This window comes from Pseudomonas sp. Teo4 (genome assembly GCF_034387475.1).
Classification (GTDB): Bacteria; Pseudomonadota; Gammaproteobacteria; order Pseudomonadales; family Pseudomonadaceae; genus Aquipseudomonas.
On the sequence record NZ_JAXCIL010000003.1, the window covers coordinates 131,777 to 150,058 of the forward strand.

General features: G+C 57.2%; 19 protein-coding genes. 6 read left to right on the forward strand and 13 right to left on the reverse strand.

Translation table 11 applies throughout. The features are described from left to right. Positions 1–5 precede the first annotated feature (5 nt). From PspTeo4_RS28410 to PspTeo4_RS28425, 4 genes are read right to left on the reverse strand one after another with little or no spacing between them, the layout of a single operon-like run. Complete coding sequence (locus PspTeo4_RS28410; RefSeq protein WP_065861622.1) at positions 6–584, reverse strand: hypothetical protein; 579 nt, start codon at positions 582–584, stop codon at positions 6–8. Positions 585–598: 14 nt separating this feature from the next. Next, positions 599–859 carry a hypothetical protein gene (locus tag PspTeo4_RS28415; RefSeq protein ID WP_009681564.1) on the reverse strand — a complete coding sequence of 87 codons (261 nt, stop codon included), beginning with the start codon at positions 857–859 and terminating at the stop codon, positions 599–601. A gap of 1 nt (position 860) precedes the next feature. Then, the gene (locus PspTeo4_RS28420) at positions 861–1,964 is read right to left on the reverse strand and encodes a hypothetical protein (RefSeq protein ID WP_023118066.1); all 1,104 of its coding nucleotides are present in this window, start codon (positions 1,962–1,964) and stop codon (positions 861–863) included. A 15-nt stretch (positions 1,965–1,979) separates the two neighbouring features. After that, positions 1,980–3,362, reverse strand: coding sequence for a hypothetical protein (locus tag PspTeo4_RS28425; protein ID WP_033955280.1), 1,383 nt, complete (start codon positions 3,360–3,362; stop codon positions 1,980–1,982). 167 nt (positions 3,363–3,529) lie between these two features. On the opposite strand from PspTeo4_RS28425, the gene pilM reads away from it, so the two are divergent. The 3 genes from pilM (at position 3,530) to PspTeo4_RS28440 (ending at position 5,103) form a co-directional block, all read left to right on the forward strand. Continuing rightward, positions 3,530–3,961, forward strand: a complete 432-nt coding sequence (gene pilM / locus PspTeo4_RS28430; RefSeq protein ID WP_023118063.1) for a type IV pilus biogenesis protein PilM — start codon at positions 3,530–3,532, stop codon at positions 3,959–3,961. 220 nt (positions 3,962–4,181) lie between these two features. After that, positions 4,182–4,715 (forward strand): hypothetical protein, encoded by a 534-nt coding sequence (locus tag PspTeo4_RS28435; RefSeq protein ID WP_009685680.1) that lies wholly within the window; start codon positions 4,182–4,184, stop codon positions 4,713–4,715. Positions 4,716–4,719: 4 nt separating this feature from the next. Further along, on the forward strand, positions 4,720–5,103 hold the full coding sequence (locus PspTeo4_RS28440; protein WP_009685679.1) for a hypothetical protein: 384 nt from the start codon (positions 4,720–4,722) through the stop codon (positions 5,101–5,103). Positions 5,104–5,202: 99 nt separating this feature from the next. Here PspTeo4_RS28440 and PspTeo4_RS28445 read toward each other — a convergent pair whose 3' ends face one another. From PspTeo4_RS28445 to PspTeo4_RS28480, 8 genes are all read right to left on the reverse strand, one after another. Next, positions 5,203–5,730, reverse strand: coding sequence for a hypothetical protein (locus PspTeo4_RS28445; RefSeq protein ID WP_416196997.1), 528 nt, complete (start codon positions 5,728–5,730; stop codon positions 5,203–5,205). Continuing rightward, positions 5,702–6,214: a DUF6036 family nucleotidyltransferase gene (locus tag PspTeo4_RS28450; protein WP_015026433.1), complete on the reverse strand. Its 513-nt coding sequence runs from the start codon at positions 6,212–6,214 to the stop codon at positions 5,702–5,704. The genes PspTeo4_RS28445 and PspTeo4_RS28450 overlap by 29 nt, the downstream gene beginning before the upstream one ends. 201 nt (positions 6,215–6,415) lie before the next feature. Further along, entirely contained in the window at positions 6,416–7,063 is a 648-nt protein-coding gene (locus PspTeo4_RS28455; RefSeq protein WP_023118060.1) for a hypothetical protein, read from the reverse strand. 10 nt (positions 7,064–7,073) lie between these two features. Next, positions 7,074–7,586 carry a hypothetical protein gene (locus PspTeo4_RS28460; protein WP_009685675.1) on the reverse strand — a complete coding sequence of 171 codons (513 nt, stop codon included), beginning with the start codon at positions 7,584–7,586 and terminating at the stop codon, positions 7,074–7,076. A 380-nt stretch (positions 7,587–7,966) separates the two neighbouring features. Beyond that, positions 7,967–9,058 carry a hypothetical protein gene (locus tag PspTeo4_RS28465; RefSeq protein ID WP_023118059.1) on the reverse strand — a complete coding sequence of 364 codons (1,092 nt, stop codon included), beginning with the start codon at positions 9,056–9,058 and terminating at the stop codon, positions 7,967–7,969. After that, positions 9,058–10,188, reverse strand: coding sequence for a hypothetical protein (locus PspTeo4_RS28470; protein ID WP_110389093.1), 1,131 nt, complete (start codon positions 10,186–10,188; stop codon positions 9,058–9,060). Before PspTeo4_RS28470 ends, PspTeo4_RS28465 begins: the two co-directional genes overlap by 1 nt. A gap of 15 nt (positions 10,189–10,203) precedes the next feature. After that, entirely contained in the window at positions 10,204–10,695 is a 492-nt protein-coding gene (locus tag PspTeo4_RS28475; protein WP_009685668.1) for a hypothetical protein, read from the reverse strand. Continuing rightward, positions 10,688–11,185 (reverse strand): hypothetical protein, encoded by a 498-nt coding sequence (locus PspTeo4_RS28480; protein ID WP_015026427.1) that lies wholly within the window; start codon positions 11,183–11,185, stop codon positions 10,688–10,690. The genes PspTeo4_RS28475 and PspTeo4_RS28480 overlap by 8 nt, the downstream gene beginning before the upstream one ends. 312 nt (positions 11,186–11,497) lie before the next feature. On the opposite strand from PspTeo4_RS28480, the gene PspTeo4_RS28485 reads away from it, so the two are divergent. Continuing rightward, positions 11,498–13,762, forward strand: coding sequence for a DotA/TraY family protein (locus tag PspTeo4_RS28485; protein ID WP_009685665.1), 2,265 nt, complete (start codon positions 11,498–11,500; stop codon positions 13,760–13,762). A gap of 108 nt (positions 13,763–13,870) precedes the next feature. On the opposite strand, the gene PspTeo4_RS28490 is transcribed toward PspTeo4_RS28485, so the two are convergent. Further along, complete coding sequence (locus PspTeo4_RS28490; RefSeq protein WP_009685664.1) at positions 13,871–14,206, reverse strand: hypothetical protein; 336 nt, start codon at positions 14,204–14,206, stop codon at positions 13,871–13,873. A gap of 152 nt (positions 14,207–14,358) precedes the next feature. Between PspTeo4_RS28490 and PspTeo4_RS28495 the strand changes: the two genes are divergently transcribed. Together PspTeo4_RS28495 and PspTeo4_RS28500 are read left to right on the forward strand one after the other, a co-directional pair. Then, positions 14,359–14,640 (forward strand): helix-turn-helix domain-containing protein, encoded by a 282-nt coding sequence (locus tag PspTeo4_RS28495; protein WP_009685663.1) that lies wholly within the window; start codon positions 14,359–14,361, stop codon positions 14,638–14,640. Further along, on the forward strand, positions 14,612–15,781 hold the full coding sequence (locus PspTeo4_RS28500) for a tyrosine-type recombinase/integrase (RefSeq protein ID WP_023118056.1): 1,170 nt from the start codon (positions 14,612–14,614) through the stop codon (positions 15,779–15,781). The genes PspTeo4_RS28495 and PspTeo4_RS28500 overlap by 29 nt, the downstream gene beginning before the upstream one ends. The last annotated feature ends 2,501 nt before the right edge of the window (positions 15,782–18,282 follow it).

The following is an 18,282-nucleotide window of genomic DNA, read 5'->3' on the forward strand; positions in this document are numbered from 1 at the left end:
GCCATTCAACGTGGGCGCATGGTCGCGGAGGGTTCCTCACCGTCGAGCCCAGCCTGACGGCCGTCGACGTAGAAGCCCGGCGTCGAACCAAGCCCGGACAGAGCAACGCTTCCACCGAGATACATCGAAGCCTGCCGCGACTGCTCGGCCTCTCGCGCCTTCTCGGCTTGATCTGCCTTGGCGCCCAACCCTTCCTTAATGCGCTCGAAACCACGGGCCAACAGCACTGACGCAGCTCCCAACAACGGACCAATGCTGGCCAGCCCCACCCCAATGCCTTGAGTACGCCCACCAAACCCCATATCACGGCCACCTGGGGAGAACGCTTCAATAACAATTTGTGGAATGGTGAGAGGATTCGCTTGGTGACTGGCCTTGTATGCGTCGACAGCAGCACGCCCCCCCTGAATTATCAGATCCGTTTGCCCATGGGCCTCCTGCACCACGCCCGCCACTATCGTCAGGGCTCCAATAGCTGCTGGAAGAACGACAGCCCATTTAAGATCACATTCCGATACAGCCCGGCAGAATTTACCCCAAATACTTTCTGCCCCCGAACTCAATCGTTCATTCAGTTCGTTCATCTGCTTGTCCCTTTCTATTTTTGATTTCCCAACTCTGTCTCGATCAGAAGACAGAACTCTTCAACTAAGCTTGCGCCTTGAATAGTGGAGTTAGAAAAGCGAGGCAGCCGACCACCGGCCAGGTCCGACATGAACCCAGCATATGCAAGGGTTTGCGCCTTAATTCGGCCAAAAACCTCAGGGGAGACGACCTTGTCCGCGGCGTCCACAAGCACAGAGCAGTTGTCGAGCCGTGCTATGAGCCGGTTGATATTTTCGTCGGTAATAATTTGCATGTTATCGACCCATTTTTATGTTCGAAAAAAGTCGTTCAAGTTTGTCTACAAGTTTACTGACAAGCTCTTGAAGCTCAGCAATAATTTCGACTTTTCCATTTAGACTATCGAGGGCGGACTTCATGGAAGTAGAATGTTTTTCCAGAGTTTCGGCGTAGTCATATCCGAGCTTGCTGCCCATATCGGAAAACCGACCGGAAAGGGTGTCGAAATCCCCCAGAAGCCGCTTCAGATCTTCCGCCGTTTGCGCAGCACCTGGTGCCACCTGACCATCTATCTCCCCCTGCGACTTCAACCAGGTGGCCTTGCGCTCAACGGCATTGGCCAGATCCGAAAGCTGTCCTTCCAGAACGCCATAGCCATCTACGCTCCGCGCTGTGAACTTGTGCCCCACCTCTTTAAAGGAAGTCGAGAACAGGCCGCCAAGGGCGGTTGCGACATTGAAGGGCGCCGAAAAGGCCTTCGATACCAGGTCGGGGCCGAGGCCACCACCGGTGCCGGCGGCCCCATGCTGTTGTACCCCCGCCTCGGCGGGCTCCGCTCGCCGGCCCCGAGACGGGGAGCGATCTCGCTTGTCCCGCCGAGATCCAGTACGGGCTGAGTCTTTCACCGAGGTTTCTTGAGCTGACGCATTGCCTGCATCTGCGAAAACTTGATCGGTACTGGTCGCGGTGGCGCCGGCAGCGGCCCTTTCGGTCGAGGAGGAATCCGCAGGGCCACCACGAGCCTGGTCATTGTCGCTTTGGCCAGGCTGCTCCTTCTGCTCCGCGTCCCGCCGCCAGTCCAACTCCGGCGCACCCATCACTGACCATACGTTGCGATGCACCACCTCTCGGCGGACCTCGCCCGTTAGTTTCCCGTCTTCGTCACGAACCTTGATATCGACCTCGACTGGCTGCCTCCCCAGGTTCTGGGCAGTCAGGACCTCACCAAGTTGCACCCCAGAGTCTTCGAGTGCTTTTTCCAAGCCCACACCCCATAGGGTTTTGGTCTCGCCAGTGGGCAGCTGTAACTGGACGTAGAAGCTTGCCGACTCGTCTTTCTCGAACTTGTAGGGTGCTGCGCCGAAGGCCAAAAGCACCCCAGTAATAGGTGGTCTCTCCATGCTTGGATCCTCCTGTTACTGCGGCGCAAGCCGGCCCATAAGCCGGTCGACAAGCCGCTTGATCCGCTCCCCAATCTGCTGCGCCATCTCCTGCAGGTGCTTGAAGGCGCCATCTTTCGTCCCCGGGAAGCCTTCGGTAGCGGCCGAAATCTTCGAAAGGTTGCGATCGACCGCGTCGGAGTAGTCCAAATTAAGGTCGATGCCTGCTTTCGCGTAACGGGATGCGAGGTCGCCGAACTCGTCCATATGCCGCTGCAGGTTCGCGTAGTTAGAAGCGAAATCCGCGTCCTCCATCAACGAGGAGAAGCGGCGGCCGAACTTCTCATAGGGGCCACCAGGCTTCATCCCGTCGAATATCTCATTGGCCGGCCGACCGGTTGCCTTCAGTTCAGCGATGAACTCACCCATGCCTGACTGCCTGAGTCGGCTGGTCAGCCCGTCGATGCGAGTAGCGTGATCATTGAGCTGCCTCTCCATGACTTGGTGCCCATTGACGGCTCGCTTCTGATAGAAAGAGCGCGCCTGATCGCCCATCGTCTTGAGTGAGCCCAGGACAAGGCTCCCCGCCGCGGAAGCCAGCGCGAAAGGTGCCGACAATGCTTTGCTCAACAGGTCCGTCCCGCCGGCCGTTGGCGTTCCTTCAGGATGAGGCGCTGCGGAGTTCGCTGCAGGGGCAGGGCGCACGGCCTCTGGCCGGGCAGCCCATTCCTGACCTTGGTAGGGCTGGGAGAATGCCTCGTCCGGGATGTGCCGATACTGACCATCCAGCACATCGTCCGGGCTGAGGGTACGAAGGTAAGGCTCCGGAAGACGATCAGCCTCGGGCATTTGGAAGGTGCGCAGGTGAGGCTCGACGCCCATAGCTGCATCTTCGGCGATGTGCACTTCCTCCTGGGCGGGCTGAGCTGCGTCAGGACCTGCAGCCCCCGCCGAATCCTGCGGCAGCGAAGCGAGCACATCGGCAAGCCCGCCATGACTGGGCGGGGCAACCTCTGCCCAAACTCGCTCCACATGAGCACGATGGCCCGCATCGATCGCAGAGCGAATCATGGACTCGATCATCGTCCACTCGATCATCTGGCCTGCGGGATCCGCAGGGTTCTCCGACCAGTCGTGGTTCCGCAGGATCTCGCGCAGCAAATAGATCGAGGAGGGCAGGCCATCCATCAGATCGTCTTGCCCGGCCTGGTCACCAAGCGCCTCCGCAGGCGCAACGACTTCTTCCAGAGCGGACTCGTCTTCCTTACCGGCTTCGCCCTGTTCTTTCAGCGAATCACGAATGGCGGCTTCGTCAGCCGCAGTGTCATCTGCAGGGACTTCAACGAACCCATCGTCGACTTCGCCGACGCCGGCCTCTTCTCCCGGGTTTTCAGACTGCGTTTTCTTCAAGAAGCCCATTCTCGTCCCCTCCAGATGAGATCTGCACTAGAACCGCACTGCCGGCAGGCGCGGCGTATCCGTACTGTGCACAAATTTTACTTTCGTTGCATTATAATAAGCGACTCTAGCAAACATTCCCATATATAGGTGGACCAGAGTCCTCTGGAATCACCTAGGAGAGACCAATGCAGATGTTCTGGACGCTGTTCGCCATCCTTGGGCTGGCTGCTTCGGTTTTCCTTGGAAACATCCAGGACTGGCGAGATACCGAAACGCAGGGAGAGATAGCCGCGATCGCGGGGAGCATGCAGGTCTACAAGGGCGCTGTTGCGGCCTACCAGGCCAGCAACCCAGCTGCCTCAGGAACAATCGCCGACGCGCAGCTTGGCCTCCCCAGCTGGTACGTCAAAGCCCCAGGCATCAGTAACGTCGTGCAAGCCGGGAAGGTGTACGTCTTCTACAGCCAGCCGAAATCAGGCCTGGCCGAACTCCTGCTCAAACGCACGGACAATGCGCTCACCGTAGGCATCAAGCAGAACGGCAACCTGGTGAACCCGAGGCGAGGCGTCATTTCAAGCCTGCCCAGCGCAATCCCGGATGGGAGCGTCGTGTTCTGAGACACCAACCTAACCTATTGATTTTGTTCGTATAATCATTGTTATGTTAAACGGCTATAAAAACATTATTTATTATTCTTTAAATGACTATAAGCCTTGCGCCGCTACTTGAGCAATACGCAATACCGCGCCTCGCGCTAAACGGTCGCAAGCGGAAAACACAAGATCTAGTGCCTGACCAGCTGGTCGGAGCCACCACAGCTAGTAGACGAGGACCAGAATGACCGAGCCTTCCATCGCAATGATTCGTGACGAGGCACTGATCGCTACGCACCTAGCAACGGCACAGCGCCTTCGTATACAGATCCACACAGCACATCCGTTCCACAAGGACGCACTTTTTGGAGACTGGGCGGTGACTGGCGTTTTTGAGAACCAAGAGCAATACGTGGGGCCGCTCAGCGAGCTGGGATTGCAGCTGGTCCCGTCCGCAGGCGTTGCGATAGTGAAATCGCTCCCAGGCCACCGCAGCCTGATGTCCGAGGCTTACAAGGCCCTGCAGGCCCTCAAGGACCAAGCAGCCGCGGTGACTTTGTCGCTAAATGACCCAGCTGCTGGAAAATTGAGTTTGGCGGAGGCTCAACAGGCGATGCAGGAATGCCAGCCCTGGACAAACTGGATCGTCCGGGCCGTCCTGAAGAAGGGCCAGGTCCTCCCTATTACGGAGTTGGATGAGGACTGGCTTGAGAGCGAGTTCGCCGGCTTCTCTGCGTCCCCTATCTCCTCAACCCATGCGGCCACCAGCGAGGCGTGACGATATGCTGAACAGCATCCCCCAGCATGACCAGGATCTCTTCAAACAGACCGTGCTGCAGCACATCACCACCAAGCTACCGACTGAAGAGTGGGAGTTGTTCCGATATCACTGGTGCATGGTCAACCAGCGCATGGATCCCGACGCGGAGCCGAATCCTGACCTGACGCCTAATCAACTCGTGAACGAGGCGCTGACCTCAATGCGTAATGAGGTAGCACACCTTCTCAAGAGCTTCGGGAAGCAGATCGAGGTCGTTGGCGAAGCTGCCGGCCAGCCCGTCTATTTTGCACGGCTCGCTGGGTACTACTTCTGGTCTCCCCGGCCCCACGAAGAATTGATGCTCGACATCAACCTCTGCTTCCCCAGCTACCCGTGCGGTTGGTGACTATGGGCTACATCGACGGCTACCGCCTGCCGACAGCATAAGCACCCGCGCAAACAAGAAAGGCCGCTTGCGCGGCCCTTCTTGCTTCTGTCCATTCCTTCACCGCGCCATAGCCACTACCGCCCTGCTGCGGTCTTCCGCCGGCGACGGAGCACCGTCACTATATCCGGTACTCACGCCCTGCGTAGCCGCATAGTGCCGGGTTTGGTACTGCAGGACTTCCTTCATCTGCGGGCTCACGTCCTCCTCCAGCCCCCACTCGAACGCGAGCTTATCCAGGCGGTGAGTGGCCACAAGCTGGCTCGCCCGTGGCGACCGCGCCGCAGGCTTGAGCGATGACCAGGACGACACGAACGCTTTGAGCAAAGCGGCCTTCTCCCGCGGTACACAGGGGAAGCGGCGTAGCCGATCCACCAGGTACAGCGCTCGCTGCTTCTGGTCGACCTGACGTAGACGCCTGGAAACCTCGTCCTCCAGCACAGACACCAAGTCTCCCTGGCCGTACCAGAGCTGCTTGGCCAGCTCCGCAAGCGCCTCCGCCGAGGCATGGCGCAGCCCTCCCCGGGTTACATCCTCCAGGAGCTTGCCGAAATTGCCGTCAGGGTTTTGGCGAGCCATAGTGCCCATCCTCCAAATACGGTTCAGTGACGTCGGCCAAGCAGCTGAGCATGCCCGAGCGGTTCCCGACCGCATAATCGATTGCCTGTGTGGCCAGTGTAACAAACTCTTCGACATCAACACGGCCACTGTCGATAAGCGCTTCGATATCAGCTTTGTCCTGCTCTGTAAACCGGCTCAACTTGGAAATAGCGAGATCCACGCCAGCGGCCACGTAAACATGCAGAGGCTGGTTTCCGTCGAACCCATCCAAGGGTATTGCTCGATCTCGATAGTCCTCATGCAGAGGCCCAAGCGACGTGTTGTAGTTCGGATCGAACTCCACCGTGAGATCTTCGTCCCCTTGCTCATAGAACTCCGGATCTGCCAGCACCGCCACCAACTCGTCACGGCGCAGGATCCTTGCTGCCTCGACCTCAGCATCGATGTCGGCGCTCCCGCGGGCGTGCGTCAGCAGGTGCACCCCACATCCACCGAAGATGAAGACCTTCATGGCACCGGGCGCCTGACCCTCCAGAAGAGGTAAAGCCCGGGAGAAGAGCCTAGCTACGGCCTCCCCTAGCGGTGTGCTGAGTTGGATGTTTGACATTGAATGCTCCTAAAAATCAATAACGTGAGACCGAGCCGGCTCCGCCGGCGAAGCAGGTCGAGGGTTGGAGCATAGAGCCAGAGGCATGCACCGGAAACGCAGGACTCAGTGCGGGCGGGGCCTTGTCGTCCCAACAAAGTACGATTCACAGCGCCGACCATAAGCGACACCAAACTGATTTTCCAACCAGCTCAACAGTGCCGGCGACATATCCCCCACCCCAAGGGCCAGTCCATTATCGCGCCGTATCTGGCCGAAGAGGGCATGCGTCACATTGTGGAGATAGTCTCCCACATGCGAAGCGTTGGGAAACTTCACTGTGATAATGATCCCGCCCAATGGAGGGCGCCGACCGGCGCTTGGAACGTTGACATGATAATCGTCGGCGTATTGAGAGAGGCTGGTGATGCCAGAACGCATATCCGCCATTTCGAGCTTTTCTACCGCCGTTTTGAAGCGACTGTAGAAGTCACCTCTCCCCACGTGACTGCTGACCGACCACGGGCAGAGATTGAGGACCTCGAAGACGTCGGCAGCATCATCAGCCACAAATAGCTGTATACCTTTGGGTACAACACCGTCGATTGCGGAACGGGCAGAAACCGCCAGCGCCTTCCAATCTACCGCCTGGTAATCAGTCAGCACAGGCATTCCTGCAGCGTCAACGAGAACCCCCTCAGGTTCCGGAGAGTGAGGCGCGAATAGAAAGTGGTAGGCGATCGGGGCATTCCGGTTCACAGCGATCATAGTCATGACCATTCTCCTAGAAAAAAGTCCGCGAGTTGTTCCGCGACAGAATCTCTTCGAGATCTGGGATCTCCCTCAGGGTTGGCGACAAAATGTCCGCCCTGGTGCTCTCTGGAGTCTCGCCTTCCCAGTGGCCGTAATAGAAAACGTCGCCGTCCAGCTCATAGAGCTCGTCTTCGTCGATCGTCACGCCATCGTCCTTGTACGGCGCTCTCAGCAGCGTTATCCCGTCATCATCAAGGAAAACGAGCCCGTGGCTCGCGACCTGAAGACCACACCCCGGATTGGCCGAGAGGATTCGCTGATAGTGCCCGCAGACGTCCTCATAGCTCAGGCTACGAACCTGCAACGGGCCTGGCACCCAGCGATCGCCCTGCTTTTCTATCTGAACCACGTCACGCAGGATCGTGAACCCTTGAAACTGAGTAGCGCCTTCTCGTTCTGCTATAGCGATCATGCTGTCAAGATCACTCCGAACCCACTCACAATCGTTTCGCGGGTCCGTCAGTGCATAGCGCACAAGCTCCATACCACTCCTCCTCTTCCAAAAAAAACCCCGGCAGGGACCGGGGCAAAAGTCCCTTCGCTTTCGCAAGGAACGTGACGAACGCAAATTCGGCCCCTAATCCCCGTCGGCCTGTCCGGCAACCTCTAGCAAGGCAGGAGTACCGGCATAGGCCAAGACCATGACCTGCTCCCCTTCTTTGGTGACCAACGCAGAAGTTGAAAAGGACACTCCAATAAGGGCGTTGGCTTCCTGGTGTGCCGTCGAGCACAACTGGTCGATACAGGCTCCCATCGCGGTGCTTATCTGGTCACTTATAGGCACCCGCCTAACCACGTGGACCATCGGGAAAAGGCGTACGAGCCTGACGTCTGCCGGCAGTACCTGGGTGGTGAACACGTGCATTACTGCCCTGCCCTAGCGGCAGCGCCGCGCTGATTTTCAAGACGGGGCTGTATGTCCTTCCGATTCAGCCGCTCGGTCTGCAGCGCGAGCATCATCTCGATCCGCTCGCGTGCTCGGCTTCGTTCAAGCGCCAGAACATCTTCCAGGGCTTGCATGTGCAGATACTCGGTCAGCAGCGGAGCAGTAGTCTTCCCGCTTTCAGCGGTGTACCACTCCGGAGAGAGAAATCGCTTTTCGATTTCGTTGGACATCAACTCGTAGAACGAGGCCTGGCCATCAACAGGAGACCGCCTGGCAATCATCCCATTGAGGCTGTTGCTGGCCAGCGACATCACCGCGTCATCAGCCAACTCGTGCGCCCGCAGGGCCTTTCCTTGCGGGCTACCGGTATCGGGAAGCTTGGTGGCCATCTCAAACGTAACGTTCTTGACGAAGGCTCGGGCGGCCTCGATCTCGGCCTCATTAAAGGTCTTTCTCCCCTCCCCTGGCTCCAACATCCTGTCGAAACGGATGTCCCGATCCTGCATGGCGGCAGCCACAGCTTGGCACCGTCCAGCGCTGGCATCTCGATCGGAGCAGTAAGGGACGTGACGCTGGATCAGCGCGAGTTGGTCTTGGTAGAAAGCTCCATGAGTGGCGTCTAGCAGCGTGCGATTTTCAGCAGCAGTTTGCCGGACGCTTCCAACCATCGCGCTTCCAACCGCCTGTACGCTAGCCATTGTTTCTGCCTGGCTGCTCGCAGGGATGCTCTCCTCGGCTGCACTACCGGCACGCTCTTGGGCCTGCAGGTTAGCGTCGACCGCCTGTTTACCCTCAAAGAGCGCCTGCTGAGCAGCGAGCTGCTGTGTCATGACTGCCTGATGGCCATTCACTCCCGACCACCAATCCGGGTAGATATCGCCTGCAAGCACTTCGACAATGTCGCTGGCCCAAGAAGTAAAATCCGAGACCATACTGGCGCCGGCCTGAACGAACGCGGAATAGCCCACGAACCCCCAGGGATCACAGCAATATGCTGCAGACGCTCGGTAGACCGGCAGTGCTGCTATCCCCAGAGCTAAAGCTGTTGCAGCAATCCAGCGCGGCCGCATCACTGCCCCGCCTTCGCCGCGGCGCTTCGAGCCACTTCGAGCTGTGCCGCCGAATCGGACTTCACGTCCATGGCAAGATTGGTCGCGAGCATTGCCTCAACACGCTCCATCTGCTGGAAAGACTGAAGATCCATCCACAGCTTGAAGGCCTGCATCTTGTTCTGCTCGCGCAGCAGGTTTTCGGTAGAGAAGCCAGAAATCATGGTGTACCAGTCAGGCGATTGAAACCGACCGTTGACCAGGGTTTCCATAAGCTCCATCGGAGAGATGTCCGCCTTATTGACCATCGCAGCGGCGCCCAGGCCAGCGACCGGTGTGCGCAGGGCAACAGCCTGGTTCAAGGAGTTTGCGGCGACCGAGGATCTGGCCTGCTCAATATACTGCCCCGCAATGAATGCCTTACCTTGAGCAGTGCCCTCCCAGGCCTTGGGGATGTTCTGAGTGGGGATGGCGTTGACCAATTTCGCGATGAGGGCCTTTACGGCTTCCAGCAGCGAAGGGGTGAGATTGCTATTGCCCAACAAGGTGTCGACGCGGATATCGGCACCCTGCATGGCAGGATCCGAAGGCAGCGAGCATCGACCCTGGGCAGCCTCTTCCGCCGTGCAATACTTCGCCACGTGTTCGTCATAGTGCCGGGAAATGACAGCCGCACTGCTGGGGGTATAGAGGGTACGATCTGCAGACGCCTTGTTCAGGCTACCTGCGGTTTGCTTCACCGAAGTGCCGGCCTGACCCGCTGCGGCTCCCGTCGCAGCCTCATAGCAGCTGCGAGGTGACAACTCGTATTTGGTTGTCGCATCAGCTCGAACTTTCTCCATATAGAGCTGCGTCTGAGCGGCGATCGCGCCCTCCATCATCACCTTTTGCTGGGCTGTCTGCTTTGTGACTTCCCGCGTCAAGGTGCTGAACCCTTGCTGAATGCTCGAATCGATCTTCTGGAGCCAGGCCACGATCGTCGAAGTTGCAGTGGATACGGCAGACGACACCGCCATGCCGGCGGCATTCGCCCCCTGGGCGGCAATCGCGCCGTCACCGCAGCACGCCTCGGCTTCCCGCGGAGCACCGCTCATGCCCAGGCCAACCACCAGGGTAGCGACACCGAGACCAAAAAATTTGAATGCTTTCATCACAGGTCTCCCAAGCTACTGCAGGATGTTGATCACGCGGCCCGCCGTTTCCCCGGCCGATCCGGGCACCACAGTCCCGACCTGCGAGCCGACAGTGCCCATGACCTGGCTGTACTTGCCGTTGCTCTTCTCGTTGGCTCTGCGACGAACCGACTCGATGGCTCGTTGCCCAGCAGACTGCGCTTCTTGCTTCGCAGCCTGGCAACCTTTTTCCAGCAACTCCTTCCCGATCTTGTCGATCAGCCCCTGGATGCTTCCCAGCCCGGGAATGCTTAGGCCGCCAACGTACTGAGAGATCTGGTCCATGCAGGGAGTAATCGAGTTCTGAAACACCTCCGTGGGGTTCACCTCAGGGGTGTAGATCTTGACGTACTCCTCCTGGGCCTTTTGCTGGCCCTGCTGAATGTCTTCGCAATAACGTTGCGCATCGGAAGCGCTCGTCGCGGCCACTCCAGTCGAGGCACCGATCAGCAAGCCAACAGCGAGCATCGACGGAAACTTATTCATCTCGCTCCGACCTCTCCTGGTGATAGTTCGTGATGGCCTTCGACAGGCTCCCAAGGAACTCGGGGGCCAGAAGCCGCTGGAAGAACGGAGTGTTCTGTACAACTTGGAGGCGCTGTACCAGGGTGCCGGCCAACATCGGATCGAGGACGTTCGAGAAAACGCCATTAGAGTCCTGCTGCAGGAGCACTCCGAGCAGACGTGACCCCAGCCCTGCGTGGCGCTCGTCCAGCCACTGGACGATTCGGAATGCTTTGCTGCTGCTGATATAGACGAGGAAGAACAGCAGGTCATTTCGGTCCGCATCAGCCAGCTTCGCCGCAGCCGCCGGATCGGAGAGGCGGAGCCCGAAGCTCTGCAGGCGCTCGGCGATATCCGGGTGATTATCCAGGGCCCAGTCCTCTGCCCTCTCAATCGAAGCAAACAGTTGGCCTAGTTCAGGCGAAACCTGCTCCCAGTGCTCTGCAACATCTTCAGTAGATAGGCTTAACATTGGTTTATGGCTCGGACTTTCGTTGTGTTATCTTCTGCAAGTATCGAGACTAAACGCTTTAGCGTCAACACTGGTGATCAGCGTGCTAAGAGTCATCAAACACATCCGAACCGAGCGAGCCGAACCGTCGCCACCTCCCGAGCCTGAAGCAAGCGCGCCACCCGCCGGTCGCCAGGATTGCGGCCAAGCATGGCGTCAACTGTCGGAGCGGCTTTTGGGCCGCTTGGGTGACGCGGATACGCATGAGCCGGAACTCACGCTCCCCTCCCCCACGCCCTCGTCTTCCAACAAGCACAGCTAAAGGACAGCCAGATGAGAAAATCGCTGCTGCTTTGCCTACTTCTGGCCGCATTCTTCGGGGGAGCAGCCCACGCTGAATCCTCAGGCGGACTGAACCAATTCACCCCGCCGCCGGGCGATACTTCCGTTGACTTCCTGGAAGAAGTGTTCGGCTCGATCGTGGGGACCATCCACTCTGGCGGGAACGTAGAGGGCGGCGAGACCGAGGACGTGCTGGGCAGCATGATGTCCGTTTTCGGTGGTGCCGTGATGTTCTTGGGCATGCTCTTTATCGCCTACACCACGATCAAAGGCACCGTCGACTCCGCTCAGGATGGCGAGGTCCTCGGACGGAAGATGAGCGACATCTGGATTCCATTGCGTACCGCTGCAGGCGGCGCCCTGCTGCTACCGCTCGGGCATGGTTACTCGCTGATCCAGATCATGGTGCTCTGGCTTGCTATACAGGGCGTGGGTGTGGGAGACGCAATCTGGAGCCAGGCGGTCGACCAAATCGGCAAGGACGGCATGCTTTCCCGACCGCTCATTCCAGATTCCCGACCACTGGCCGCCAACATCCTGAAGTTCGAAGTCTGCACCGCGGCGATGAACAAGCAGTTCGAGGCCTCTGGTCGGTCGACACGCATCCAAGCTGTCGCATCCACCCGCAAGGTCGTCAACACCGGAGAGATTGACGTTGATATTACCGACGCCATACCGGTCTATGGCGGCATCAACATGGTTCAGAAGTACAACAAAGCGAGCTATACCGTCACCGACTACAAGTGGAAGGCGAACGACAACTCCTACATGAACCCCGATGTCTGCGGAGCCCTGACCTGGAAGCAATCCTGGGAGGCCTCGGAGGGCAACAGCAACACCAAGGTCATCAAAGAGCCGATTCTCGCGGCACACGCCAAAGCCATCCAGCAGATGATCCAGGATATCCGGCCGACGGCACAGCAGATCGTCGCCGGGCAAAAACCGGCCCCGGGCGTGATAGACGCCGCGGCGAACACCTATGAGAACTCGCTTCGCGCCGCCGCCAAGACCGCTGTGATGCAAACCAGTGATCGCGCTGCAGCGGACTTCCTCAAGGCCGCCAAGGACGGCGGCTGGCTGTTCGCCGGCACCTGGTACAACCACATCGTCAAAATGAACGACGTGATGCAATCCACATTGAACGGTCTGCCGGCAGCCGATCCTATTGCCATCGTCGACAAGGAGACCAAGGAGACACTCCAGACATACGCCGACGTCATGCTCACCGCCGACGAGTATGCCAAGCACCGCGTCGACTCGGTCCGTAACACCTACTACGCCGAGACCAACGTTCGGGAGCCCCGTGACGGAGAAGGCGCCTGGGAGTACGTCAAGAAGATGATGTCCGCGCCATTCATGGGCGCGATCAACCAGATGACGCAGAGCATCGCTGGCTCCAACCTCAACCACATGAGTCAGATGAAAAGCTTCGGCGATGTCATCGTGACTACCGGCGAGGTAATGCTCGCAGCCATGGCCACCGCCACAGGCGTCGCGAACTCCTGGGCAGCACAGGCCACAGTGAAGGTTGGTTTCGACGCAGGCGCAGTCTTCCAGTTCCTCTCGGGCATCATCACCCTCATGCTGCTCGCCCTGTTCGCCTTCGGCGTGACGCTGAGCACCTATGTGCCGATGATCCCGTTCATCACCTGGACAACCTCGATCGTGAACTGGTTCGTTCTTGTTCTGGAATCGGTCATCGCGGCCCCGCTGTTTGCCGTAGCCCACATCCATCCAGATGGAGACGATGCCGTCGGCCGAGCCGGACAGGGCTACATGATGATCCTGTCGCTGGTGATGCGACCAGCACTGATGCTGTTCGGCCTACTCGGCGGCATGCTGCTGACTCAGCCAATCGTTGGATACATCAACGCGGCCTTCATGTCAGTCGTCTCCGGGATCCAGGCCGACAGCATGACGGGCATCGTCAGCTTCATCGCCTACGTGGCCATCTATGTGGTGATGATGACCACCGTCGTGCACATCGTTTTCAGCCTGATTCACTGGGTTCCGGACAACATCCTGCGCTGGATCGGTAACGGATCTACTGGTGGTATCGCCGACGCGGAGCGCACGGGCGACAGCGGCCAGGATGTGTTCGTCGCCGGCGTCAGGGAAACGAAGCATGGCGCTGCCGGTGGCCTCGGCGGGCACCGCCCGAAAGGGCCATCAGGTAGCCCAGGTGGCGGTGGCGACACGCCGGATGGCTCCCCACAGCGACCAGGCCCATCGAACAAGGATCTGTTCGGCGGATAAGCACACCAAGGGCCATCGTTTTGATGGCCCTTCTTTTTGTGATAAATATCAAGCTCTTAAACAAAAAAGCCGACCAATGGTCGGCTTTTTCCTTTCAGGGCCCTGGCATCACAAAGGCCGGATGCTCCAGTCGCCCTCATTGAGGGCATAACCTTTGGCCTTCAGATTCTGGGACAGGTAACGAGTACGAAGCGAGTCACGCGCCTCTTTGCTGAGCAAAGGGGAGCTAGCCTCGCCGCGCTGCAGGGCATCAAGAGCGAGCTGCAGGATGTAGTTATTCGCCTCCTGCAGCGCAGTCAGGAAAACATTCTGCTGGTTCGCGTGGTCAAGCTTGCGCTGGAGCATGCCCGCGTGCGCTTGCCAGCTGCGCTCAGCTCCAGCCTCTTGCTGGCCCTGCCAGAAGCGGTTGGTCATTACCCCGCCGAGAAGATCCAGACCAGACATGAGGCACCTCCCTCCGAAACGACTTCCGTTGTACCAAATGATTTGAACTATACGCTGGCCGCAGCGGCTGTCAAACGATCCGACGACTCTTGTCCGCAGACGACAATAGTCTGCAGAACGAAAATCCTGACCTTTGTTTATAGGTCAGGTCGTTGAGCAAGGCAAAGAAGCCCCCTCTCAGCCATAACATCGCATTCGGACTTGTTGTGGCCGAGCTACGCCGAGGGCGTCGTATGTCGCAAGACAAGCTCAGTGAAGCCTCGAACTTCGACCGCACCTCCATCAGTCTGCTTGAGCGCGGCTTGCGCTCGCCGACTCTCGATACCGTCATCTGCCTCTGTCGCGCATTGGAAATCCCGTATAGCCAGCTCGCCGTGTTGATTGAGGCGAAGCTGGAACAACTGCATGCGCAAGAAAAACCTCAGCCTCGCTGAAGGCCTGGAACTCTACCGAAGCAAGATCTCAATCCTCAAGAAAGGTTACGCCCAGGAGAGCTATCGCATAACTCATATCCTGAGATCGCCGATCGCCGCAAAAACCATGCGGGAGATCTCCAGCCCGGACATTGCCGACTACCGTGACGATCGCCTCAAGCAGCTGAACCAAAGAACCGGCAAATCGATCTCGCCGGCGACGGTTCGCCTGGAAATGTCGTTGCTCTCCAACGTATTCGACATCGGCCGTATCGAGTGGGGCACCTGCGATGCAAACCCCGTGGCGAACGTGCGGAAGCCAAAGTCTCCCCCCGGCCGGGACCGTCGTCTCTTGGCGAGGGAAGAGCGTCTAATTCTTCGCTACTGCCATGGCCACCAAACCCAAGAGCTCTACTCGATCGTCATCCTGGCCCTGGAGACCGCCATGCGCCAGGGAGAACTCCTCAAACTGGAGTGGGAGCACATCAACCTGCGGAACCGTATCGCCCACCTACCGGAGACCAAGAACGGATCCAAACGAGACGTCCCCTTGAGCATTAAAGCCAGGGACGCGCTGATCCGCCTCGGCGTTAAGTCGAAGGGCCGCGTCTTCAGCTACACGAGCAACGGCTTCAAATCGGCCTGGCGCATCATGATGATTCGCCTCGGCATCCAGGATCTGCACTTCCACGATCTGCGACACGAAGCGTGCTCGCGCCTCTTCGAACTCGGCACCTTGGACGTGATGGAGATCGCGGCAATCAGCGGGCACAAGAGCCTCGCTATGTTGAAGAGATATACCCATTTGAAGGCCTCGCGACTGGTTAAAAAGCTCGAAGGCAACAAACACCGCGGCCAGCAGGTGGTCATCAATCACCTGGTCCCGTACCCCGCCATAACTCAGCAGACGCCCACAGGCGTTGTTGTCCGCGTCTTGGACTTCGAAGGAGTAGAAGGGCAAGGACTCACGCCGGAAATCGCGCTACAGAGCGCCCAGGACGCCCTGCTGAGGCATCTCATGGTGGCCTTGCGTGACAAACGCCACGTACCAGCACCTGATCAGTACCTGGAACAGGTCGACGAGGCAGACATCATCATGCTGGATCCACTCTGCCTACTCTCAGAACAGTCAAAAGGGGGGGGTCACACTTTTTTGCAGTGATTGGGTGATCTTGAAAGTACGGGTAGCCAGGACAGACGCGGGATTCGGGCACTACATTGCCAATCCGGTGTGTGGGAAAGGTCGGGGATACTTGATGGCGCCGTATCGGCATTACGATACCGGCTCTGGAACGCTTGCCGGAGCGGCATAACGAAATTACGACCAGGATGGGTTTTCAGGAGTCATTAACGGGATACGTAGAACAGAATTGCTCGCTTCGAAGGCGGTTTCTGCTACCGTTAAAAATTGCCAATCCGGGGTGTCGAATAGCTTGCCAATCCGTGTGTGGAGCGGTGGCTCTTATTCAAGCGTCTGCTCGGTGTATAATCTAGGACGTGCGCTTCAATAGCTATTGTCTCCATTCTTGCAATTGCATAACTCGATCTTGTGATCACCAATGGCGGCCACCGCAGATAATTGTGGCTCGCTCTGGGCTCTTTTTCCTTCTGCTCATGAACTGGTTTTGACCAATCCGGTGTGTGGATCCAACGTCACGAGCTATGGGGCAGGTAGCTCCAATTCACGCGTCTGTTCTTACGGAAGGCATTAAATGGAACGTGCGGGAATAGTGGACTTCTCGTGGCTCAAGCTTAATATACGAAGATTGATTGCCAAGCGGGTGGAGGATTAATCAAGATGTCGGATAGCTCCATTGACAGAATGCTGGACAACTATTTTCTGCTGCAAGTTCTCTTGCCAATCCGGTGTGTCACCGGGAGAGTCAACGATACAAAGCGGCTCGGTGTATACGCTATCTGCGGGAGCTATTGGTTAAACGCACTGGGAGTCAAGCCGCAATAACCTTCCACATACCGATGTTGTGTTTTTCAGAACCAATCCATGTGTCTCCAATTGCAGATAATTGTCGCTTCTACCAGGCTCTTTCCATTTTGGACTCCAATGCGCTGAACCAAGGAGCATCAGATGCGATAGACCATGTAGGGTGGGGCGGAACCTTAGTGTGAGGTTCCGCTTTGGATTCAGGCTATATGGAGGTGCTAGTCCTTCTTCAACAGCGTCTGGTTCTTGCGGATCAGCTGCTTAAATGGACGCTGCAGTTACGCTTCTCGTGGCTCGCGAATTAATAAGAAGCCTTGATTGCCAATCCGGGGTGTGGTGGGCGGTTTATTCAGAACTTGAATGGCGGGGGCGGGTCTTACAACTACGCTATCACGAACCCGGCGGAATTCGGTCTAACGACTCGTAACAGGTGCTTACGTTGTAGAACGAGGTTATACGGTTGATTGGCGACCAGTTCGGAAGAAGGGTAGTTGGATGGTTGCACGCCCTGTATTTCCTATGGCTGTTATAATTCACTTTTTAACGATTTTGCCAATCCGGGGTGTGGTTCATTGAATAAACCATCGTATGTCCTGACTAGAATTTCTTATGTAAACAATCAACCAGGAGCTAACGGATACGCGACCTGTGGAAGTCAGCACCGGAAAGGGACTGCCTTTCCGGAAGTGGTCGTTATTGCGCCAATCCAATCGAGCGTGCATGACATACGTTGATTGCAACTGGGTAGCGTTAGGACCAGGTTTAGGAGCAACAATGTTCGTCCCCAAGATGCTGCTCCCCTAACATGCTTTTAGTTCACTGTTTACGCTGCTCCCCATACGCTTACCGGGGCTTTTTTATGGGAGGGTTTATGGGTCGAATTGGTGCAACATGGACTTGTGATGGTTGGCAAAAGCCGGAAATGTTTGCTGTGCAATACCCGGTGCCCTGATCTTGGGTAATAAGCCCGGGAGAATCCAGTGTTCCAGACGCTGAACGATCTATTGCAGCCGAAGCCTGGATAGGTGATGCTATCGTTTGCAACCATGGTTTGGAAGTTATGGTGCAGATCTTGTGGGCTCGGACATATTAAGTACAGTTCCTGAAACCCCAACCCCTACACTTTTAGGGCGGTAATAAGAAGTTGAATAAAACTGTTGTTCGCCGCCATTGGATGCAACCACACCCCGGATTGGCAATCCTAGTAAACAGCATAGGCATAGAATGTGCTGCGCTTGATTGATTCGGCATGGATTGGAGGTTATTGAGTAAGCAAGATCCCGCCGGCACAAAGAAAGATGATTGCAGGTTGATTTGAAATACATATTGGCGTATTGAATTGATAGCAAGTCCCAATCCACGTATGCTTACTCTGCAACACGTTGGTCTTCATCGTATTCGTTGTTAGAAGAACGACTTGCCATGCCGTGTGGCAGGATCATAAACCATGGATGAGCTAGAATTTTTATCTCGTCCAGACAAACGTTGGGCAAGCATGGCGCAAAGTGTATAGCGTGATACCTCCGCATTGGCCTTTCCACACCCGGATTGGCAAAAACAGTTTTAAAAAGCAGAACTTGGCAAGCCAGCATGGTAACTATCGAGGCTTTTGTCATTAATCAAGCCAGGTAATGAGATCCGGACAAAGATGCTGCAGCACCTGAATTCGACGAGCATAGGCATAGATAGGACACGTAACCGCCGATTACCTTTTAAGCCGA